At 40.4% G+C, this 23,509-nt stretch carries 18 protein-coding genes and 1 pseudogene; all 19 read left to right on the forward strand.

Going from position 1 to position 23,509, the window contains the following annotated elements; genetic code table 11:
• The first annotated feature begins 122 nt into the window (after positions 1–122).
• The 19 genes and pseudogenes from ACWPVF_RS02630 (at position 123) to ACWPVF_RS02720 (ending at position 23,501) form a co-directional block, all read left to right on the forward strand.
• Positions 123–692, forward strand: coding sequence for an SMI1/KNR4 family protein (locus ACWPVF_RS02630; protein ID WP_454384553.1), 570 nt, complete (start codon positions 123–125; stop codon positions 690–692).
• Positions 693–710: 18 nt separating this feature from the next.
• Complete coding sequence (locus ACWPVF_RS02635) at positions 711–1,148, forward strand: hypothetical protein (RefSeq protein ID WP_454384555.1); 438 nt, start codon at positions 711–713, stop codon at positions 1,146–1,148.
• Between the two features lie 2 nt (positions 1,149–1,150).
• A complete protein-coding gene (locus ACWPVF_RS02640) occupies positions 1,151–2,215 on the forward strand; it encodes an ankyrin repeat domain-containing protein (protein ID WP_454384557.1) in 1,065 nt (354 codons plus the stop codon).
• A gap of 44 nt (positions 2,216–2,259) precedes the next feature.
• Positions 2,260–2,847, forward strand: a complete 588-nt coding sequence (locus ACWPVF_RS02645; protein WP_454385782.1) for an SMI1/KNR4 family protein — start codon at positions 2,260–2,262, stop codon at positions 2,845–2,847.
• Complete coding sequence (locus ACWPVF_RS02650; protein ID WP_454384559.1) at positions 2,844–3,593, forward strand: hypothetical protein; 750 nt, start codon at positions 2,844–2,846, stop codon at positions 3,591–3,593. The genes ACWPVF_RS02645 and ACWPVF_RS02650 overlap by 4 nt, the downstream gene beginning before the upstream one ends.
• Positions 3,594–3,717: 124 nt before the next feature.
• Entirely contained in the window at positions 3,718–4,674 is a 957-nt protein-coding gene (locus ACWPVF_RS02655; protein ID WP_414259420.1) for a hypothetical protein, read from the forward strand.
• 153 nt (positions 4,675–4,827) lie between these two features.
• Entirely contained in the window at positions 4,828–5,157 is a 330-nt protein-coding gene (locus ACWPVF_RS02660; protein WP_033584556.1) for a hypothetical protein, read from the forward strand.
• Between the two features lie 6 nt (positions 5,158–5,163).
• Positions 5,164–5,358 carry a helix-turn-helix transcriptional regulator gene (locus ACWPVF_RS02665; RefSeq protein WP_033584559.1) on the forward strand — a complete coding sequence of 65 codons (195 nt, stop codon included), beginning with the start codon at positions 5,164–5,166 and terminating at the stop codon, positions 5,356–5,358.
• 239 nt (positions 5,359–5,597) lie between these two features.
• The gene (locus ACWPVF_RS02670) at positions 5,598–7,346 is read left to right on the forward strand and encodes a glycoside hydrolase family 13 protein (protein ID WP_454384562.1); all 1,749 of its coding nucleotides are present in this window, start codon (positions 5,598–5,600) and stop codon (positions 7,344–7,346) included.
• Positions 7,347–7,635: 289 nt separating this feature from the next.
• Positions 7,636–13,722, forward strand: a pseudogene (locus ACWPVF_RS02675) (SIALI-17 repeat-containing surface protein); the annotation flags it as partial.
• Between the two features lie 12 nt (positions 13,723–13,734).
• Positions 13,735–14,010, forward strand: a complete 276-nt coding sequence (locus ACWPVF_RS02680) for an LPXTG cell wall anchor domain-containing protein (protein ID WP_454385784.1) — start codon at positions 13,735–13,737, stop codon at positions 14,008–14,010.
• A gap of 202 nt (positions 14,011–14,212) precedes the next feature.
• Positions 14,213–14,914 carry an ABC transporter ATP-binding protein gene (locus tag ACWPVF_RS02685; RefSeq protein ID WP_414307228.1) on the forward strand — a complete coding sequence of 234 codons (702 nt, stop codon included), beginning with the start codon at positions 14,213–14,215 and terminating at the stop codon, positions 14,912–14,914.
• A gap of 1 nt (position 14,915) precedes the next feature.
• Positions 14,916–17,621 (forward strand): FtsX-like permease family protein, encoded by a 2,706-nt coding sequence (locus ACWPVF_RS02690; RefSeq protein ID WP_454384564.1) that lies wholly within the window; start codon positions 14,916–14,918, stop codon positions 17,619–17,621.
• Between the two features lie 96 nt (positions 17,622–17,717).
• Positions 17,718–19,070, forward strand: coding sequence for a UDP-N-acetylmuramoyl-L-alanine--D-glutamate ligase (gene murD / locus ACWPVF_RS02695; protein ID WP_454384566.1), 1,353 nt, complete (start codon positions 17,718–17,720; stop codon positions 19,068–19,070).
• 1 nt (position 19,071) lies between these two features.
• Complete coding sequence (locus tag ACWPVF_RS02700; RefSeq protein ID WP_454384568.1) at positions 19,072–20,130, forward strand: UDP-N-acetylglucosamine--N-acetylmuramyl-(pentapeptide) pyrophosphoryl-undecaprenol N-acetylglucosamine transferase; 1,059 nt, start codon at positions 19,072–19,074, stop codon at positions 20,128–20,130.
• Positions 20,131–20,139: 9 nt separating this feature from the next.
• Positions 20,140–21,414, forward strand: a complete 1,275-nt coding sequence (locus ACWPVF_RS02705) for a cell division protein FtsQ/DivIB (RefSeq protein ID WP_414307224.1) — start codon at positions 20,140–20,142, stop codon at positions 21,412–21,414.
• A gap of 207 nt (positions 21,415–21,621) precedes the next feature.
• On the forward strand, positions 21,622–22,317 hold the full coding sequence (gene pyrF / locus ACWPVF_RS02710) for an orotidine-5'-phosphate decarboxylase (protein ID WP_414307193.1): 696 nt from the start codon (positions 21,622–21,624) through the stop codon (positions 22,315–22,317).
• A 39-nt stretch (positions 22,318–22,356) separates the two neighbouring features.
• Complete coding sequence (gene pyrE / locus ACWPVF_RS02715) at positions 22,357–22,986, forward strand: orotate phosphoribosyltransferase (RefSeq protein WP_454384570.1); 630 nt, start codon at positions 22,357–22,359, stop codon at positions 22,984–22,986.
• Between the two features lie 119 nt (positions 22,987–23,105).
• On the forward strand, positions 23,106–23,501 hold the full coding sequence (locus ACWPVF_RS02720; protein WP_414307191.1) for a CopY/TcrY family copper transport repressor: 396 nt from the start codon (positions 23,106–23,108) through the stop codon (positions 23,499–23,501).
• Positions 23,502–23,509 lie beyond the last annotated feature (8 nt).

Here is a 23,509-nt window from a genome sequence, read left to right on the forward strand (position 1 = left end):
TAGTTTTCCCTTATTAGATAGCTTTGAGGTATAATAGAGATAAGAAAGTTCATTAGAAAAATGAAGTCCCAAACCAGCTAACTTACCCTAGATAATGACCTATGTATAGTCGGAGGTCGACAATGGAATTATTGACAATTGACCAAATCATTTCCCTTACACAAGAAGAAACACAAGGACTGGACCCTGAGATAAGAGAAGGGATTGTCCTGAATAAAACAGATTTGCCAGTGTCTGAACTGGATCGTTTGAAAAGCCAACTTCAAATCCAAGATTTGGATCCGATTTTTAGGAAGTATATTCTGGCCTATAACTGGGGGCAGATAGGTTTTTTAAGTTACCAATTTGGATATGGGGACAGCACTAGTCTTACTTGGCTAATCAATCGCAATTTGGAATACCATGATTACTCAACTCTACAAGAAAGCAGCTTGATCATCATTGCAAATGGAGATCCCTACACTGTTTTGCTGGATTATCAATCTGGGGCGGTCTATGCTGTTGATGCAGAGATGACATATGATGAAAAAATATGGCTGTCACCAGATTTTCTAGCATTTGTTAGAGCCATGGGAACGGCTCAATCTGCAGTTTGGAAGGATTGTGAAAGTGACTTCATCCACTTGATGACTAGAATAGGCCATGCGTCCAGTTTGATATTCTGGCAGAGTCTGGTCGGATTTTATGATTGAAAATAGAAGGAGCAGGTCATGGAATTTATAATAGCTGAGGAAGGAATTCCTCAAAATATCGGATGTCAGGGAGCCTTGATTGCCTATTATGGCAGTGAGATAGAATTTCATTATGAAACCGTGCCGCCACACGGGGATGAGATTTTTTCTGCCAAGTTGCCCTTGTTAGAACTTGAACTGCCCTTTTGGATCTATGGGAGAAATCTCATATTTTTAGACGCTTACTATCTTTTAGCTGAAACTGTTAAGATAGGAACGTGGGATCCGATAACCAGTATACTCATCAACATTCATATGGGGAAATACGCCAGCCTAGACCACTGGTACAATAATATATCTATTGAGCAAGACTGTCTTGAGTTGAAAAATAATTATGATGGACAAGTCCTGAATTTGAAAACTGTTGACAATCTTCATTGGCTTGCCCTAGATGCTAAATCAGAAGAAAGGAACTAAATATGGCAAAGAAAAGAGTTACATTACCAAAAGAGTTTAAGGATTTAATGGATGAAGGAAATATTGAAGCCCTTAAAGCAGTCTATGATCGTTGTGAATTAACCGCTCATGATGGAAGATTTAGCTTATGTACACCTCTGCATATGGGAGGAGTCCCAGATGAATTGGTTATCTGGCTTGTCGAACAGGGCTTGGATATCAATATCCCCGATTATTATGGAGCGACTCCTTTGTACCGTCAGGCAACCATGGGGAGAGATACTGTAAAACTCTTGCTTGAATTGGGGGCAGATATTGGAAAACCTAATACCTATGGTGAGACCCCCCTACATGTAGCAGCTGAGTTTTTCCATCCTAAGACTGTCAAACTTTTGATTGATAAGGGAGCAGATGTCAATGCTAAAAATGATATGGGAAGAACCCCACTAGCTTCAGTCTTGATGGTTTGTCGGGGGATTTATATTGCTCAAACAGCTGAAATCGCCACAATGCTACTGGATGCTGGTGCTAAGAAAACGCCAGCTATGAAAGAAAAGGTCGAAAATATCGGGAAGGATTTTGAGTTTCATAGAGAAGGAATCAATCCCGACTATCTAGAAGCCGCAGATCAGGGTCTAGAAAAACTTTATGCTTTGTTTGATGTTAAGCCAGTCGCCAAACGAATAACCCATGATGGCAGTGCACCAATCTTGGTCAAAGAAGGAATTTGGGAGGAGCAATATGAGGAACTTTGGTCTTTCTTGATTCCTTCAAGTGGAGCAGCAAAAACTGTTCAGGGAGAAGTTATCCGTATCCCAGGCAGAGTTCGAGATGAACTGGATCGCAATGGTGGGGTCAACTGGGACAGGGACTATAGAAAAATGCTTCAGGCTCTCCCTCAATACTTGTCTCTAGGAAGCTCTCTTTCAGAACAAGAATTAGCAGAGACTAAAGAGCTTATTGCTCAAGTTCATGGGAAAGATTTTGATGACGAGCATCGCCTAGACCGCCTGTGTCAGCTAGCTCTCTCTTGGATTAAGCAAAATCCTGAGCCCATTTCCCTAGAAAAAACAAGTTATAATCGTTAAAAAGCATTGGAAGATAGATAAAACAAAGAAATCATGGTGAAATGATGCAACTAATTGACAAAGTTAAAAAAATAGAAACTTATATTTGTGAGTATTTTGAAGACTGGGATTTGGATGATCCTGCGGAAGAGGAATACCTGGCTGATTATCAGAAAATTTCTGGCGCTTCCGAGAAAGAGCTTCAAGCCTTTGAGGAAAGACTTGGTATTCGTCTACCTAGTGACTTCAAAGAGCTTTATAGCTACAAAAATGGGAGTAAATACTTCTCTATTTTACCTTGTGTAATTGACCAGAGAGAGCTGCCTTTTTCTCTCATGAGTTTGCAGGAAATGGAAAGTTGTAAAAAATACTTTCAAAATAGAGATGCTCTATTAACAGAATTTCCCGACTATTTTTCTAGTCAAGACCTGGAAAATATGCGTGATAGCAGGATTAAGCCCTATCTTTTTAATAAAAAATGGCTTCCTTTTGCCCAGTATTGTGACTCTTGTTATCTTATGCTGGATTTTGATCCAGACCAGGAGGGTCAGGAAGGACAGGTTATTTGCTACATCCATGATCCTGATGAAATTATCTATGTAGCAGAAAGTCTTACGGAGTTGATTGAAGAGATAATGGATGAGATCATATGAACGGACAAATGTATCAAATAGCCTGTATCGTAGCAGCCGCTAGGAAGGCTTTAAAAAGTGGTAAAGAAATATGCTATAAGCCTGAAAAATATACAAATAAGTTGAGCTTTCAAATTTTGCCGTCAGAAAATGGGGAAGCTACAGAACTTTCTGTATCTGATTGGTTTGAAAACCTTAAGGAAAAAGGTTTGAAGGACTTAAAATTATTTTGTCCTATTTCAGTTGAAGACAGAGGTATTTTAGGATTTTCCAATACAACACAGAGTGCAATTCTCTGTTTTTATAAAGATGGGAAGGCTAGCTATTTCCAACCGAATTGGGAATCTGCTTCCCTAGGAAGGGGCTGGAATGTTACCTACACCGAGTATGAATGGGAAAGATCTCCTCAAGACATTCCCCACTATGAAAATAATATGGAAGAATTTAAGGACGTCTTGGCTCGTATAGAAAATCTAGCAAGTAAAATTGAATGTGAGAACTTTGCCAAAGTCTTTCACTCTGCCAGAAACTTTTTACTAGACCCAGAATCTGGTAAAGGACTGGCAGAACCTCAAATTCCACCGCAACATCTAAGCATATTTAGAGCTGCAAGTGCAGCGGATGTTTTTGGAGGAATGGGCTCCTGGAATGATGAACCTGGATGGCTTGCACAAGATAAAGGACTGGGTCAAGTATACGATGAACTTTCGGATCAGTTGCTCAGAAATATTCGATTAGCCATTCTATTTGCCATCAATGAATGGTGATTGTTTATACTCTTCAAAAATCAAATTCAAACCACGTCAGCTTCGCCTTGCCGTACTCGAGTACAGCCTTTGGCTAGCTTCCTAGTTTGCTCTTTGATTTTCATTGAGTATTAGGAGGAAGAAAATGGAGAAGTTAAAGTTAAGCCTATTGAAAAAATGGGAACTAGAAAAGGACTACAATAGTGTTCTCAATTCTGTCATGTTAGATGATGGTAGAGCCTTGGTTTTAACCAGTGAAAAGGAAAATTCTAATTGCTACTGTCTGCTTGAAGTATCGCCTCTGGGGGTGAAGGAGATAGATGCTTGGGCTTGTGACCAGGTTTGGGAGGAAGAACCTCTACTCTTTACAGATGGACAAAATATTGGCATCATCAAGGCTGGGCGAGAAATCGCCTACTACACTGGTGATTTTTCTCATCCAGAAATCATTGGCATAAAGGATTCGCAGAGTATACTTCCTAAAAAGGCTCAAGAGCGATATTTTCAGATAGTATCAGATAGCGACCAGATACCCGTGTGTTTTGAAGATCAAGTTTATACAAATCAGGCAAGAAACTTTGCCCTTTTAGAATTTGATAGAGAGAAAAAGCAGGCGAAGTGGACCACTTATTCGCATATTGATAAAAACGGTTTAAACCACCACGACACGAGCTCAAATGCTAGTCCTAAAATCGATAGTCTGAAATATTGGCAGCAAGAGCTCTATGCCTTTAGCTCTGGAGAAAGTCAAACCTCTGTCAATAAATGGGGCATGGACTATTATGCCCTTGTTAAAATATCTAGTGATGGTCGTATTATCGAAAAGTTATTAGAATCTGAACATTTAAAGGCTTCAGGTAAAAAAGCTGGTGTCAATGGAATTTTTACGGATTCGCCTTATCTTATCCTGAGCCCCCTATTTCAGAATGATGACTGGAAGGGCAAGCAAAAGCTATTTTCTCTGGCAACGAGAGAATGGTGCGACATAGCCTTGCCTAGAGGAATGAGTAAACACAAGCTTCAAAATATGACAAACAACTTTTGTTTAACCTTCCTTTACGACAGAGGATTAAAAGAACTTGCTCTTTGTCAGATTGACTAGGCTGTAAATTGGAGTTAGGAATATTCTTAGAATAGATGAAGAAAATAAAAAAATTAAAAATGTTAAAACATCTTGACATTTCATCGATTTAGAGTATAATAAAAAATGTAAAGAGCTCTTGACATTGTTTTGACAGATTGGAGGAACAGGACTATGAGAAAAATGGATGAAATGGACAGAGCGATTCAGCTACGTTCTGAGGAATGGGGTTATAAAACGGCTCTATTTGGCTTATGTGGATGGACAGTATTTAATATTTATCAATCTATTACAAAAGGCATTGAACTTGAAATGTTACCATGTCTGATTTTATGTTTATCTATTTCTGTTCAAGGATTTACACAAATTGCCATAAAACAGAAAATGGTTGATGGTGATGAAGATTTTAAAGAACCTAATAAACTTGTTCAAGGAGTAATTTTGATGGTTGTTATCCTTATCGTAGTTTTGGCAATTGGCATTTATTGTTTTCAGAAAGACTAATGCTGTATGAAAAATAATATCAAACAGCTAAGAAAGTCTGAAGGACTACGTCAGGAAGATATGGCAAAAATATTAGGCGTTAGTCGACAAACCATTATTGCTATCGAGAATGACAAGTACAATCCTACACTTGAACTAGCAATGAAAATTGCAAGGTTGCTACAACTACATGTTGAAGAAATTTTCATTTTAGAAGATTAAAGATATCAGATAGCATTTATTCTAATCATCTGATTCGTAATGATGGAGAGTTTTCCGGTTCATGGAAACTCTCTTTTAAAGCTCATAAAGAGTCTACTCAATTTTACCCTTGTCCATCTATATATCTATCGTAAAACTGGTATAAAAATTGCAAATCGAATCTTAAAGTAGTATACTAGAACTAGCAATTATGAAAACGTTTGCGTTTTTGTTGATGATGATTATTTAGGAGACAAGACATGGAATTGACAGCCATTTATCATAGACCAGAATCGGAATATGCTTATCTTTACAAAGAAGATCAGTTGCATATCCGAATCAGAACAAAGAAAGATGATATTCAAAAGGTCATTTTGCATTATGGGGATCCCTTTATTTTCATCGAGGATAAGTATGAAGCTAAGAAGGAAATGACCAAAGTGACTTCAGATGCTTTATTTGATTATTGGCAGGTTACAGTATCGGTTGATTTTGCACGGCTTCAGTATCTCTTTGAACTCCTTGATGAAGAAGGTCAGGGTGTCTACTATGGTGATAAGGGTTGTGTGGAACATACTCAAGAAAACTTGGATGCTGAAGGTAATGGTTTCAAGCTTCCTTATATTCACGAAATTGACGGTTGCCAAGTTCCTGACTGGGTTTCAAATACCGTTTGGTATCAGATTTTCCCAGAACGATTTGCTAATGGAAATCCTAGCTTAACTCCAAATGGAGCTCGCGAGTGGGATGCAAAGATTTCTCCTGAAAGGGATGACTTTTTTGGTGGAGACTTGCAAGGGATTATCGACCATTTAGACTATCTTAAAGATTTGGGAATCACTGGACTTTATCTCTGTCCGATTTTTGAAGCTACAACCAATCACAAGTACGATACGACGGATTATTTTGAAATTGACCGTCATTTTGGAGACAAGGAGGTCTTTCGTAATCTAGTCGAGGAGGCTCATAAACGGGGCATCAAGATCATGCTTGATGCGGTGTTTAACCATATCGGTTATCAGTCGGCTCAGTGGCAAAATGTTCTGAAGAATGGAGAAAATTCCCCTTATAAAGACTGGTTCCATATTCAAGAATTTCCAGTTACTGAGGATAAACTTAAGAATCCAAGAGAATTGCCATACCATACCTTTGCCTTTGCCAGCTATATGCCTAAGTTAAATACGGCAAATCCTGAAGTTAAAAAATTTCTTTTAAGTGTTGCGACCTACTGGATTGAAAATTTTGATATCGATGCTTGGCGTTTGGATGTTGCCAATGAAATTGACCACCAGTTCTGGAGAGATTTCAGAAAGGCAGTTCTTGCTAAAAAGCCTGATTTGTACATCTTGGGTGAAATCTGGCATACTTCTCAGCCTTGGCTAAAAGGGGATGAGTTCCATGCAGTTATGAACTACCCACTTTCTGAAAGTATCAAGGATTATTTCTTGCGTCAGCATAAAAAGACAGAGCAGTTTATTTCAGAAATCAACAGCCAGTCTATGTACTACAAGCAACAAATTGCTGAAGTTATGTTTAACCTTTTAGATTCTCATGATACAGAGCGTATCCTCACAACTGCCAATGGAAATATCCAGCATGTCAAGGCAGCCCTAACCTTCCTTTACCTTCAAAAAGGGACTCCTTGTATCTATTACGGAACAGAGCTAGCATTAATTGGTGGACCAGACCCTGACTGCCGTCGTGTCATGCCTTGGGACCGTGTTTCTGAGGACAATGATATGCTGAATTTCATGAAGCAATTAATCAAGATCCGTAAGGAAATTTCAAGCATTATTCAATATGGAACCTATAAGCTAGAAGAAGTGAAACCAGATGTTCTAGCTTTGAAATGGAACTATGAAGGGAAAGAAGTTCAAGCCATCTTTAACCAGTCTTCTGAGAATTTTGTTTTAGATAGAGATTCAGTTGATTTAGCGAGTCATTGCCAGCTTGAAGATGGACATCAAGTCATCTTGCCAGATGGTTTTGTGGTTTATATGATAGACTAGCATGGTTCATTGGGGTATTATGCCATATCAGTGAAAAATAATTTAGAAGGTTGTTTCTATAAAGGAGCGACCTTTTATTTTGTATATGATTTAGTAATTTTACATAATGCCTCAATACAGTTTTTTGTGTCCATAATTTTCTACTAATTTTAGTAATCATAGTCTGAAGTATGCTTTTTTCGAGAAACTATTGATGTATCTATTGTAATTGTATAAAATATGAATGAAGATGATGACTCATGAAAATAAAGAGCAAGGATGGGCGAACATATTGATTGATAATCGAGTAAGAGAATTCAACCAAAACTGGCATTTCAAGTTCAATGTCAATACGAAAGATGCAGTCAAACCAGATGCCGATATTTCTAGTTGGAAGAAATTAGACCTTCCTCATGACTGGAGTATTTACAATGACTTCGATCATGATTCTCCTGCCCAAAATGAGGGTGGACAACTTAATGGTGGTGATGCTTGGTATCGCAAGACCTTTAAACTCGATGAAGAAGACCTCAATAAGAATGTTCGTATCACTTTTGATGGGGTTTATATGGATTCTCAGGTCTATGTCAATGGCCAGCTAATTGGTCACTATCCAAATGGTTATAACCAATTCTCATATGACATTACTGACTATCTCCATAAAGACGGTCGCGAAAATGTCGTCGCAGTCCATGCCATTAATAAACAACCAAGTAGTCGTTGGTATTCAGGAAGTGGTATTTACCGTGATGTTAACCTTCAAGTTACAGATAAGGTCCATGCTGAAAAGAATGGAACAACCATCTTAACACCAGACCTTGAGAAACAACAGAATGGCAAGGTTGATACTCGTGTAACAAGTAAGATTGTCAACACTGATGACAAAGACCATGAAATTCTTGCTGAATACCAAATTATTGAACGTAACGGTCAAGCTGTAACAGACTTGGTTCGTACAGATAGCCAAGTCTTGAAAGCACATCAGTCAACAAGCTTGAATGCTATTTTGCAAGTTGATAAACCAAAACTGTGGACTGTTCTTAACGATAAACCTGCCCTTTATGAATTAGTGACTCGTGTCAATCGTGATGGCCAATTGGTCGATGCTAAGAAGGACTTGTTTGGTTACCGTTACTACAACTGGACACCAAATGAAGGCTTTTCTTTGAATGGTGAACGCATCAAATTCCATGGAGTTTCTCTTCACCATGACCACGGAGCTCTAGGGGCTGAAGAAAACTATAAAGCAGACTACCGTCGTCTGAAACAGATGAAGGATATGGGTGTGAACTCTATCCGTACAACCCACAACCCAGCTAGTGAACAAACGTTGCAGATTGCTGCAGAGCTAGGTTTGTTGGTCCAAGAAGAAGCCTTTGATACTTGGTACGGTGGTAAGAAACAATATGACTACGGACGTTTCTTTGACAAAGACGCCACTCACCCAGATGCTAAAAAAGGTGAAAAATGGTCTGACTTTGACCTACGTACTATGGTCGAAAGAGGAAAGAACAACCCTGCTATCGTCATGTGGTCTATCGGTAATGAAATCGGTGAAGCAGACGGAAAACCTCGTTCTTTAGCAACTGTTAAACGCTTGGTGCAAGTCATCAAGGCAGTTGATAAAACACGCTATGTCACTATGGGAGCGGATAAGTTCCGCTTTGGTGATGGTAGTGGTGATCATGAAAAGATTGCAAATGAACTTGACGCAGTTGGATTTAACTATTCAGAGGATAACTACAAGAAGCTTCGTGCGAAACATCCAAATTGGTTGATTTACGGTTCTGAAACTTCTTCTGCGACTCGTACTCGTGGTAGCTATTTCCGTCCAGAGAGTGAGCTAGCTCATAGTAACCAAGCTTATCGTCATTATGAGCAATCAGACTATGGTAATGACCGTGTTGGTTGGGGTAAAACAGCCACTGCATCATGGACTTTTGACCGTGACAATGCTGGTTATGCTGGTCAGTTTATCTGGACAGGTACCGACTATATCGGTGAGCCTACTCCATGGCACAACCAAAACAACACACCAGTTAAGAGTTCTTACTTTGGTATCGTAGATACAGCTGGCATTCCTAAGAATGACTATTACTTGTACCAAAGCCAATGGGTTTCTGCTCAGAAGAAACCAATGGTTCACCTCCTTCCTCACTGGAACTGGGAAGATCCTACTCTGAAAGCAAATGTAGCGGACGCAGATGGTAAGATTCCTGTTCGTGCATTTTCAAATGCTGCCAGTGTGGAACTGTTCTTGAATGGTGAGTCCCTAGGTAAGAAAACCTTTAACAAGAAACAAACAAGTGATGGACGTACTTACCAAGAAGGTGCCAATGCGAATGAACTTTACCTTGAGTGGAAGGTTGCTTATCAACCTGGAAACTTGGAATCAGTAGCGCGTGATGAGGAAGGAAATATCATTGCTCGGGATAAGATTACGACTGCTGGAGAACCAGCAGGGGTTCGTTTAGTCAAGGAAGAAAATGCTATCGCAGCTGACGGAAAAGACCTTACTTATATCTACTACGAAATTGTTGATAGTAAAGGGAATGTAGTTCCTACTGTCAATAACCTTGTTCGCTTCCAGTTACATGGTCAAGGTCAGATTGTTGGTGTGGACAACGGGGAACAAGCAAGCCGTGAACGTTACAAAGAACAAGCAGATGGTTCATGGGTTCGAAAGGCCTTTAATGGTAAGGGTGTTGTGATTGTCAAATCAACTGAGCAAGCAGGTAAATTCACCTTGACAGCCCATTCTGATCTCTTGAAATCTGCTCAAACAACCATTTTTACAGGCAAGAAAGACCAGGGGGAAAAAACTGTTTTAGGTACAGAGGTACCTAAAGTACGTACAGTTATCGGTCAAGTAGCGAAAATGCCTTCAAAAGTAGGGTTTATCTACAGTGATGGCAGCCGTGCAAAACTTCCTGTAGAATGGTCAGCAGTTGATGTTAACAAACCAGGTATTGTGACTGTGAAAGGTGTGGCAGATGGACACGACGTCGAAGCACGTGTTGAAGTTTTGGCTCTTGAAACAGAATTGCCTGTGGTTAAGAGAATTGCACCAAGTACCGACCTAAGTGAAGTTGACAAATCTGTTTCCTATGTAGTATCGGATGGTACTTTAGGAAGTTATGATGTTGATAGATGGGAAGTAGCAGCTGAAGATCAAGCTAAACTAGCGATCCCAGGATCTCGCATCCAAGCTAAAGGAATTTCTGGTGAAGATGAAATCGCTGCGACCTTTGTAGTTGCCGAAGGTCAAGCTGCTGATCCAGTAGTGCCGACTGTAACGGTAGCAGATCAAGCGGTTGAAGGTCTTTCAACTGACCAGCCTGTAAAATACCACAAGCTTGCTTATGGCGTAGCTTTGCCGGAGGTCAAAGCTACAGCTGAAAATGCTCAAGTGACAGTTATTCAAGCTAACGAAGCAAATGGTATGCGTGCAAGCATTTATGTTCAACCAAATGATGGTGAGCCACTTCAAACTTATGCTATCCAATTCTTACAAGAGGCTCCACAGATTGAACGTTTGAGCCTAGAAGTTGAAAATGCGGATGCACTAAAAGAAGACCAAACAGTTGGCATCAAGGTAGCGGCACACTATCAAGACGGTACTCAGGCTATCTTAAAAGCTGACAAAGTGACTTTTTCAACTACAGGTGAAGGAGATGTAGCAGTTCGTAAAGGTATGCTTGAATTGCACAAACCTGGTCAAGTAACTCTGAAAGCTCAATTTGAAGGAGCAGAAGGTCAGATTGACTTGAACATCCAAGCAAATACTGAAGATAAAGTCGTCCAAGCCATCCGTCCAGTTAGTGTCGTGACAGGTTTGAATCAAGAACCAAGTCTCCCAGCTACAGTAACTGTAGAGTATGACAAAGGATTTCCAAAGGTTCACAAGGTGACTTGGCAAGCAGTTGCTAAGGAAGAACTTGCTAAATACCATAGCTTTGATGTTCTTGGTAAAGTAGAAGGGCTTGAAAAAGAAGCTCATGCTAAGGTATCTGTTGAAGGTATCATTGCTGTCGAGGAAGTGAGCGTAACAACTCCGGTTTCAGAAGCTCCTCAATTGCCAGAAAGCGTCCGTACTTACCACTCAAATGGTCAAGTATCTTCAGCTAAAGTAACTTGGGACGCTATTGAACCAAGCCAGTACGCACAAGAAGGCAAGTTTACTGTGACAGGACATGTCGAAGGTACTCAACTACCAACTAAACTTCATGTTCGTGTGTCTGCTCAGACAGAAACTGGTGCTAATATTTCTGACCAGTGGACTGGTTCAGAATTGCCACTTGCCTTTGCATCAGACTCAAATCCAAGTGACTCAGTAGCCAATGTCAATGACAAATTGATTTCTTATAACAATCAACCAGCAAACCGCTGGACAAACTGGAACCGTACAAGTGAAGCATCCGTAGGAATTCTCTTTGGTGATTCTGGTATCATGTCTAAACGTTCAGTTGATAACCTCAATGTAGCCTTCCACGAAGACTATGGTGTTGGTGCACCTAAGTCCTATGTCATTGAATACTATGTAGGAACAGATGTTCCAACAGTTCCTAAGAATCCAAGCTTTGTAGCTAGTGAAGACCATGTCTTTAATAACGACAATAACTGGAAAGAAGTAACAAACCTTAAAGCTCCAGATCAAGTAAGAGCTGGTGAAATGACCCACTTTAGTTTTGATAAAGTCAACACATACGCAGTTCGTATCCATATGACAAATCCTGATGATAAATGGGGTACTTCTATCACAGAAATTCAAATCTTCTCTAAACAAGTAGCTGCAGCCAAGAAAGCTCAAGCGCAAATTCAAGTTGATGGAAAAGATTTACCAAACTTTAACCCAGGCTTGACTGACTACTATCTAGAAGCAAGCCAAGGAAAAGCACCAGCTGTTACAGCAAGTGTGACTGAAAATGGTATTGCAACAGTTGTACCAAGCGTACGTGAAGGAGATCCAGTCCGTGTTGTTGTCAAGGCTGAAAACGGTGATATCCTAGGTGAATATCGCCTACACTTCACAAATGATAAAGATTTGCTCACGAGTAAACCTGTTACTGTTGCCAAATCATCTCGCTTGGTTGCTAAAGGACAAACCCTTGAGTTACCAGCAAAAGTTCCTGTCTACTTCACAGGGAAATCTGACTATGAAGTCAAAGACTTGGCTGTTGACTGGGAAGCAGTTCCAGCAGATAATCTAACAAAAGCAGGTGAATTTACAGTTCATGGTCGCGTTTTGGGTACTGATTTAACTGCTGAAGTAGCTGTTCGTGTAACAGACAAACTCGGTGAAAACCTTTCAGACAACCCAGACTTCGATGATGATAGCAACCGTTCATTTGCCTCAGCAACTAACGATATTGATCCAAACTCTCATGACCGTGTAGATTATGTTAACGATGGTTCAGATGATGAAACCCGTCGTTGGACTAACTGGTCTCCAAACCCATCAGATAATCCAGAAGTTTCAGTAGGGGTTATCTTCAGAGAAAATGGTAAGATTGTTGAACGTACAGTAGCTGAAGGAAGCATTCGCTTCTTTGCAGATGGTGGAACAGATGCACCTTCTAAACTTGTTCTAGAACGCTATGTGGGACCAGAATTTGATTCACCAGAATATTACTCTAACTACCAACCATACGATCCAGAACATCCATTCAATACACCTTCTAACTGGGAGAAAGTTGAATACCGTGCGGATCAAGAAGTTCAAGCAGGAACTGACATCCATGTAACCTTTGCACCAGTCAAAGCTAAAGCTATGAGATGGCGCATGGACAGAAAAGCAGACAAGAAGGGTGTGGCTATCACTGAAATGGCCTTTATCGCACCAAGTGAAGCACCAAAAGACAATACAGCTTCTAAACTTCTAGTAGATGGTAGAGAGATTGCTGACTTCTCTGAAGCTCGCAAGGACTATCAAGTAACCTATAGTGGAAACCGTCCTAAAGTAACTGTCGAAGCTGGTGAAAACGTAGCGGCAACAGTTGTCGATAGTGGGGATGACAAACTCCCAGTCTTGATACGTCTCGTTTCAGAAAGTGGCAAACACGTTAAGGAATACCGTATCCAATTGACCAAAGAAGAAGTTGAAAGTGCCAAGACGGAACCAGCCGTATACGATATTCCAGAATATACTGGTGGTGTCAATGGAGAAGAAGCAGCTGTTCTAGAAGTCCCAGAGTTCATTGGTGGAGTGAATGCAGTAGAAGCAGCAGTCAATGAAGTTCCAGAATTTACAGGTGGAGTGAATGCAGTAGAAGCAGCCGTTAACGAAGTTCCAGAATACACTGGCGGTGTGAATGCAGTAGAAGCAACAGTTAACGAAGTTCCAGAATACACTAGTCAGGTAAATGGAGTAGAAGGTGTTACACATGATGTTCCACACTTCAAAGGTAGCATTCATGATGGAGAAAAAGCTACACACCGAGTTCCAGAATTTACTGGCGGTGTGAATGGTTCAGCCCCAACTACAGGTGAAACACCGGTATACAGAGATGAGCAATCACAAGTAGCTCTTGCTTTATCACAAGATAAGACTTATCAAGCGCCTGCAAGTCGTCAGCACATTCTTCCAGAAACAGGTACTAAGGAAAATGCTACTCTTTCAACTGCAGGTTTTGTAGGTATGATCCTAGGATTATTCGCAATTGGAAAGAAAAAAGACCAAGACTAGAATGATCTAATATCATCGAACTCTAAGTGATTGGGTGAATGAACCCATTTTGACAATAAAAAGTGGACAAAGCTAGTTTTCTGATCTACAGAGACTGGTCTTGTTCGCTTTTTATGTTTTATATTTAGGACTTAACTTTCTTTCTATTATTAAAAGAGTTATAATAAGGGTGAAAAAAGGGGGGAGGAAAGGAGGAAATGAAATGGCCTATATAGAGATGAAACATAGCTATAAGAGGTATCATACTGGTGATACAGAAATCGTAGCTAATCGAGATGTCAACTTCGAGATTGAAAAGGGAGAACTAGTCATTATCCTTGGGTCATCTGGTGCAGGGAAGTCAACAGTTTTAAATATTCTTGGTGGTATGGATACAAACGATGAAGGGCAAGTCTGGATTGATGGAACTAATATCTCGAATTTCACTTCTCATCAGAGAACTAACTATCGTAGAGATGACGTTGGCTTTGTTTTTCAGTTTTATAACTTGGTTTCTAACTTGACTGCCAAGGAAAATGTTGAGCTAGCTTCAGAAATTGTTGCCGATGCCTTGGATCCTGAGCAGGTTTTAAAGGACGTAGGATTAGGACATCGTCTCAATAATTTTCCAGCCCAGCTGTCTGGCGGTGAGCAGCAACGGGTATCCATTGCTCGAGCCGTGGCTAAAAATCCTAAAATTCTCCTTTGTGATGAACCAACGGGAGCTTTGGACTACCAGACTGGTAAGCAGGTTCTAAAGATTCTTCAAGATATGTCACGTAAGAAGGGTGCTACCGTTATCATCGTGACCCATAATGCCTCCCTAGCTCCTATAGCCGATCGGGTGATTCAGATGCATGATGCCAGTGTCAAGAGTGTTGTCCTCAATCCTCAACCACAGGATATTGATGATTTGGAGTACTAAGATGAAAAGAAAGACATATTGGAAAGACCTGCTCCAGTCTTTCACAGGTTCAAAGGGACGGTTTTTATCTATCCTAACTCTGATGATGTTAGGTTCTTTAGCCGTGGTTGGTCTCAAAGTAGCCAGTCCCAATATGGAGCGAACAGCTTGGGATTATCTGAAAGATACCAATGCGGCAGATTTGACTATCATAGCAGATTATGGTCTAGATCAGGCAGACCAGGAAGAATTGCAAACTCTATTGGGAGCAGATGTTGAATTTGGCTATATGACAGATTTGACTCTGGCAAACAGTGAAGATGCCATACGGATCTTTTCAAATACTGAAAAGATTTCAAAATTTCAAGTAACGGAAGGGCGTTTGCCTGAGCAAGAGGATGAATTGGCCTTGGCGGACTTTTGGAAAGATCGTTATCAGATTGGTCAAGTCATTCAGTTAGGCCAAAAGAAGGGCAGCAATTCTCAATTGAAGCGGGATAGTTATACCATTACAGGCTTCGTCCACTCTCCAGATATTTTCTCAAAATCGGATATGGGGAGTTCAGCCAGTGGTAATGGGAACTTAGCAGCCTATGGTGTCGTAACTGAAGCAAATTTTAAGAGCTCTGTTTACACGATTGCTCGTCTTCGTTTTGCTAGCCTGACAGATGTCAATCCTTTTTCAAGTGATTACGAAAAGAAACTAGAGGAAGAAGGAGCAACTCTCAAAGACCTAGTTGCTGATAATGGACAAGCGCGACTAGAGAAAATGAAGAAGAATGCCCAAGAGTCCCTTGATAAGGGCAAGAAACAGCTGGACGAGGCTGAAACCAACTTGACGGCTGGCAAGAAACGCCTGCAGGAAATCGAAACGCGTCTACAAGCTCAAGAAAATCAAGTGAGCCAACTACCAGAACCACAAAAAAGTCAAGCATCTAGTCAGTTAGAAGAAGCAAAAGACCAACTAAAGCAAGAAAAGGAAAAGCTGAGCCAAGCCGAAACAGATCTTACTAAGGAAGAGGCTAAGTGGCAGACCAGTCAGGATGAGGTCAATGCTCTAACAGAACCAACCTATCATGTCTACAATCGAAAGAGTTCTCCTACTGGTCAAGGTTATCTCATGTATAGTAACTCGGCTATGAGTATTCGTGCCGTAGGGAATATCTTTCCAGTTGTTCTCTATGCCGTTGCAGCCATGGTTACCTTTACCACCATGACACGATTTGTAGACGAGGAAAGAACCAATGCAGGAATTTTCAAAGCTCTAGGATACCATAGCAAGGACATCATCGCTAAGTTTGTGATTTATGGTCTGGTTGCTGGTACTCTTGGAACCCTTCTAGGAATTTTGCTTGGTCACTACATCCTAGCACCTACTATTTCGCATATCATTACTGAGCGAATGATTGTTGGTGAGAGTCAGCAGTATTTCTATTGGACCTATAGTTGCTTAGCTCTGGCTCTAAGCTTAGTAGCTAGTGTCTTACCTGCTTATCTTGTATCTCGTAGAGAGTTGCATGAAGAAGCAGGGCAATTATTACTACCCAAGCCACCAGTCAAGGGCTCTAAAATCCTCTTGGAGCGAATGACCTTTATCTGGTCTCGTTTGAGTTTTACCCAAAAGGTTACGGCTCGTAATATCTTTCGTTACAAGCAACGTATGTTGATGACCATTTTTGGGGTTGCAGGATCAGTAGCCCTCCTCTTTGCAGGGCTTGGCATTCAATCCTCTGTGGTTGGAGTGGCCGACAGACAGTTTAAGGATTTGCAACAGTATCAGATGATTCTCTCTGTCAATTCTAGTGCAACAGATTCTGATAAGGCCAAGCTAGAAGAAAAATTGAACAGTGATGAAGTAGAAAACTACCGTTTGATTTTTTCCAAACAGATTGAGGAAGAGTATCCTGGCAAGGCTGGGATTCAAACCGTAACTCTCATGGTGACGGAGCAAGATGACCTAACTCCCTTTGTTCAATTAGAAAAAAATGGGGAAAAGCTGAGCTTATCTAATGGAGTTGTCTTGACAGAAAAATTAGCCCAGTTGGCAGGAATTTCCGTTGGTGATAGTGTCCAGATAGATGAGAAAACTTTTAAAGTAGGAGCAATCACCGAGCACTACGTAGGCCATTTTGTCTATATGAATCAGGCAACCTATGAGAAAATTTATGGTCAAACTCCTAAGATGAATACTTATCTGGTCCAACTTAAAGATAATAGTGAAGGGAATATTGAAAGAGTTGCGGGAGAATTTATGGACCAGGCAGCTGTCAATGGTGTCGTTCAAAATGCTTCAACCATTCAGCTCTTTGAAAGTTTTGCCGATTCTTTGAATCAAACCATGGCAATTTTAGTGTTGGTATCAGTGTTATTAGCTATTGTGATTCTCTATAATCTGACCAATATCAATGTTGCTGAACGGATTCGGGAACTCTCAACCATTAAGGTTCTTGGTTTCCATAATAAAGAAGTCACTCTTTATATTTATCGAGAAACAATCATATTGTCACTAGTTGGAATGATTGTAGGATTGGTCTCAGGCTTTTATCTCCATCAATTTCTCATTCAGATGATTGCACCGGGCACCTTCCGTTTTCAACCAAACGTAGGCTGGGAAGTTTATCTAATCCCAGTTCTAGCAGTTAGTGTTATTCTGACTATCCTTGGATTTTTTGTTAATCACTATCTCAGAAAGGTCGATATGCTAGAAGCCCTCAAGTCGGTAGAATAGGTTTTTTATAACAAAAAACAAATAAGAAAGCCCTTTGTGGCTTTTTTATTTTCATAAAAATGGTAAAATAGTAAGAGTAGAAATGGAGTTCTAGAAATGAAACGAATTGATCAATTTAAAAATAAGAAAGTATTAGTCCTAGGTTTGGCTAAATCTGGTGAATCTGCAGCTCGTCTCTTGGACAAGCTAGGTGCCATTGTGACGGTTAATGATGGTAAACCTTTTGAGGAAAATCCAGCAGCTCAAAGCCTTTTGGAAGATGGGATTAAGGTTGTAACTGGTGGCCATCCCTTGGAATTGCTAGATGAAGATTTTGCTCTCATGGTGAAGAATCCAGGAATCCCTTATAGCAATCCAATGATTGAAAAAGCACTAGGGAAAGGCATTCCAGTCTTAACTGAGGTTGAATTAGCCTACTTGATCTCAGAAGCACCAATCGTAGGTATTACAGGTTCAAATGGTAAGACAACGACCACCACTATGATTGGAGAAGTTCTGACTGCTGCAGGGCAAAATGGTCTCTTATCAGGTAACATCGGATATCCTGCTAGTCAGGTGGCTCAAACTGCGACAGATAAGGATACTCTTGTCATGGAGCTATCTTCTTTCCAATTAATGGGAATCCAGGAATTCCATCCTGAAATTGCTGTTATTACCAACCTGATGCCAACACATATTGACTATCACGGTTCTTTTGAGGACTATGTGGCAGCCAAGTGGAATATCCAAAGCAATATGACAGCAACTGATTGCCTAGTATTGAACTTCAACCAGGAATTAGCCAAAGAACTTGCGACAAAGACAAATGCGACTGTAGTACCGTTCTCAACACTTGAAAAGGTTGATGGAGCTTATCTTGAAGATGGTCTTCTTTACTTCCGTGGTGAAAAAGTCATGGCAGCTGATGAAATCGGTGTTCCGGGTAGCCACAATGTGGAAAATGCTCTTGCCACCATTGCTGTTGCTAAACTTCGTGGTGTTGACAATGAAACCATCAAGGAAACCTTGTCAGCCTTTGGAGGAGTTAAACACCGTCTCCAATTCGTAGATGAAATCAAGGGTGTGAAATTCTACAATGATAGTAAGTCAACCAATATCTTAGCAACTCAAAAAGCCTTGTCAGGATTTGATAATAGCAAGGTTATCTTGATTGCTGGTGGATTGGACCGTGGCAATGAATTTGACGAATTGGTGCCAGATATTACTGGACTTAAGAAAATGGTCATTCTCGGTCAATCTGCAGAACGTGTCAAACGTGCAGCCGATAAGGCAGGTGTGACTTATGTTGATGCGACAGATATTGCGGATGCAACTCGCAAGGCTTATGAACTTGCAGAAGAAGGGGATGTGGTTCTCCTCAGTCCTGCTAATGCTAGCTGGGATATGTATGCTAACTTTGAAGTACGTGGAGATCTTTTCATCGACACTGTAGCGGAGTTAAAGGGATAATATGAAAAAAATAGTATTTACAGGTGGGGGAACGGTTGGACACGTTACCCTCAACCTTTTGTTAATGCCTAAGTTCATCGAAGATGGCTGGGAAGTCCACTATATTGGTGATAAAAACGGGATTGAGCATCATGAAATCCTCAAGTCAGGTTTGGACGTCACCTTCCATTCTATTGCTACAGGGAAATTACGTCGTTATTTCTCATGGCAAAATATGGTTGACGTCTTTAAGGTTGCTTTTGGAATCCTTCAATCGCTCTTTATCATGCTACGTGTTCGTCCACAGGCCCTCTTTTCTAAGGGAGGATTTGTATCTGTTCCGCCTGTTATCGCGGCACGAGTCTGCAGAGTACCAGTCTTTATCCATGAGTCTGACCTCTCCATGGGCTTGGCCAATAAAATTGCCTATAAGTTTGCGACCAAGATGTACTCTACTTTTGAACAAGCGTCTAGTCTCACTAAGGTAGAGCACGTTGGAGCTGTGACTAAGGTTTCTGGTCCAATTATGGAAGAACCCGAAGAAATGGTGGATATCCGAACTTATTTTGATAGTAAGTTACCAACCCTTCTCTTTGTAGGTGGTTCTGCTGGAGCGCGTGTCTTTAACCAATTAGTTACAGACCATAAGGAAGAGTTAACTAGTCGCTACAATATCATCAACCTGACAGGTGATGCTAGTTTAAATGAACTAAGTTCAAACCTCTATCGTGTTGACTATGTGACTGACCTCTATCAACCGCTCATGAATATGGCTGATGTGGTCATTACTCGTGGTGGTGCCAATACCATCTTTGAACTCCTTGCTATGGCTAAATTGCATGTCATTGTGCCACTAGGTCGTGAAGCTAGCCGTGGAGACCAGATTGAAAATGCAGCTTATTTCGTGAAAAAAGGCTATGCAGAGGAATTGCAAGAGAGCGATTTGACCTTGTCTACTTTGGAGGAAAAAGTAAATCAACTTTTGACTAACAAAGAGATTTACCAAAACACAATGAAGAATTCTCAGGAATTAAAATCTGTGGCAGATTTTTATGAGCTACTAAAAAAAGATTTATCATAAGGAAAATTGATGTCAAAGGATAAAAAGAATCAGGACACTCAAGGCAAGGAATTGTCGGAGTGGCAAAAACGAAATCAAGAATATCTTCAAAAAAAAGCAGAAGAAGAGGCGAAACGTGCTGAACAAGAAGCACGTGAAAAAGAAGAACAAGCAGCAAAGTCTGCTTCCGAAAATACTCAAGAATTGTCAGAATGGCAAAAACAAAATCAAGAGTATTTAAATAAAAAAGCGGAAGAGGAATCGACCGATTCTGAAGAAGTTGAAGAAGCGTCTGAAAAAACTCAAGAGAAGGATTCGGATACTAGTGATGAAACTTCAAATGAATACAAGGATGTAGAGGAAACTGAGGCTCCACAAATAGAATCTGAGAGTCAGTATCAAGTAGAGAAAGAAAAAGTTGACGAAAAGGTTAAGAAACAGAAAAAGGTAAAAACCAAGAGTAAACCTCCAAAACCGGCCATTCCTTCTATACATATCTGGCGAGCAGTTACAATTCTCATCCCAAGCTTTTTAATCTTGTTCTTGTCTATTTATCTTCTAACTCCTTTGTCTACTCTGAAACATATTGAGGCTACGGGGACTGTTCAGACAACTGCAGACCAAGTCAAAGAAGCTTCTGGTATTCAGGATAGTGACTATACGATCGGCATACTCTTAAATAAAGATAAGCATGCGGAAATGGTCAAATCAAATCACTGGATCGAATCGGCAAAGATAGTTTATCAATTCCCAGTTCACTTCACCATTGAAGTGAAGGAATTTGGGATTGTAGCCTACTCTGTTTCTGGTGATAGTTATTATCCAATCTTATCAAGCGGAAGTATTGAATCAACTGCCGTTAGTTCTGACAACTTACCTGAGAAATACATATCTGTTTTATTTAACGATGAGGAACAGATAAAAACATTGATTTCTCAGCTAAATGAAGTTAGTCCAGAAATTAAGCAAGAGATTGAGAAGATTGAACTTGCACCAAGTAAAGTAACAAGTGACCTTCTGAAGATTACCATGTATGATACAGACGAGATTTTGGTGCCATTATCAGAACTAGGGAAGAAATTACCTTACTATAGTAAGATAAAACCACAGTTGACAGTACCTAGTGGTATTGACATGGAGGTCGGTATCTATAGCTATAGTCTAGTGGATAAGGCTCTGGATGACGAAAGAGTCAAAGCCAAAGAAGAGGAAAAGAAGAAGCAGGAAGAAGAGAAGAAAAAACAAGTTGAGCAAGGAAATCAAGATCAAACAACACAGACGACTCAAACAACACAAAGTCGCTAAGTTTCAGATGATTCGTTCAGCTACTGGTTTTTACTTGACAAGTACTGCTTTAAATAATAGAATAGTAAAAAACCTTTAAAGCAGTCCAGAGAGGCAGCTAAGGTTAGACGGTGAAAGGGTGGAGACTACCCATTTTTCGTGGAACCTTGCTGTAGGCAGGTTCCTTTTTTCATGCTCTCTAGCTTACAAAGGTAAAAGGAGAAAAGTATGCGTGAAGCTCGTCCAGTTATTGCTCTTGATTTTCCAAGTTTTGAGGCAGTCAAGCAATTTTTAGCTCTTTTTCCAGCAGGAGAGAGCCTCTATCTAAAGGTAGGTATGGAACTCTATTATGCTACAGGACCTGAGATTGTTTCTTATTTGAAAGGCTTGGGACATAGCGTCTTTCTAGATCTCAAACTCCATGATATACCTAATACGGTCAAGTCAGCCATGAAAGTTTTGTCTCATCTAGGTGTTGACATGACCAATGTTCATGCCGCAGGTGGTGTAGAGATGATGAAAGCTGCGCGTGAAGGTCTTGGAAAAGAAGCAAAATTGATTGCTGTCACCCAGTTGACTTCAACTTCTGAAGAACAAATGAGAGACTTTCAAAATATCCAAACCAGTCTTCAAGAATCGGTCATTCATTATGCCAAGAAAACTGCTGAAGCTGGATTAGATGGTGTGGTTTGTTCGGCTCAGGAAGTGAAACTCATCAAAGAAGCTACCAACCAAGACTTTATTTGTCTGACACCAGGTATTCGACCAGCAGGCGCTGCGGTTGGAGACCAAAAACGAGTCATGACGCCAGCAGATGCTTATCAGATTGGTAGTGACTATATCGTAGTTGGACGCCCAATCACTCAAGCCACGGATCCAGTAGCAGCTTATCATGCTATCAAGAATGAGTGGAACCAAGACTGAAATTAAAGAAATAGATTATAAAAACAAAAGGAGTAGACCATGACACTTGCTAAAGACATTGCTAGCCATCTATTGAAAATTCAAGCCGTTTACCTCAAACCAGAAGAACCTTTCACTTGGGCATCAGGTATCAAGTCACCGATTTATACTGACAATCGTGTGACACTTGCTTACCCAGAAACTCGTACCTTGATTGAAAATGGTTTTGTGGAAGCTATTAAAGCAGAATTCCCAGAAGTAGAAGTAATTGCAGGAACAGCAACTGCAGGTATTCCACACGGTGCTATCATCGCTGACAAGATGAATCTGCCATTTGCTTATATCCGCAGCAAACCAAAAGACCACGGTGCCGGAAACCAAATCGAAGGCCGTGTAGCCCAAGGTCAAAAGATGGTTGTGGTCGAAGACCTTATTTCAACGGGCGGTTCAGTTCTCGAAGCTGTAGCAGCTGCTAAACGTGAAGGAGCTGATGTTCTTGGAGTTGTGGCTATCTTCAACTATCAATTGCCAAAAGCAGATAAGAACTTTGCGGATGCTGGTGTCAAACTAGTAACACTTTCAAACTATAGCGAGCTCATCCACCTAGCCCAAGAAGAAGGCTACATTACTCCAGAAGGACTTGCTCTCCTCAAACGCTTTAAAGAAGACCAAGAAAATTGGCAAGGATAACTTTTTTAGTGAAATGATTTAACCGATGTTTAACATCGGTTTTTTTAGTTGACAAATGTAGATTTTTAGAGTATACTTGTATTTATAATTGACAAATGTAGATTACGGAGGAGATGACGATGCAGATTTCAGATGCAGAATGGCAGGTCATGAAGATTATCTGGATGCAGGGAGAGCAGACCAGTACTGATCTGATAAGAGTATTAGAGAAAAGATTTAGCTGGTCCAAGTCCACGATCCAGACACTCTTGGCTCGTTTGGTGGAGAAAGAATGTTTGACTCGGGAAAAGCAGGGCAAGTCCTTTATCTATTCAGCGCTGTTGACGCAGGAAGATAGTAGGAAGTTACTTGTCCAAGATATCAAAGATAAGCTTTGTTCTCGCAGAATAAAGCATTTAGTAGCTGATTTGATAGAAGAATGTGACTTTACCCTAGCTGACTTGAAAGGCTTGGAAGAAGTGATTGCTAAGAAAAAAGCAAGTGCTGTAACAGAAGTAAAATGTAATTGTATGTAAAGGAGACG

It is taken from the genome of Streptococcus sp. Marseille-Q7087 (assembly GCF_965111935.1).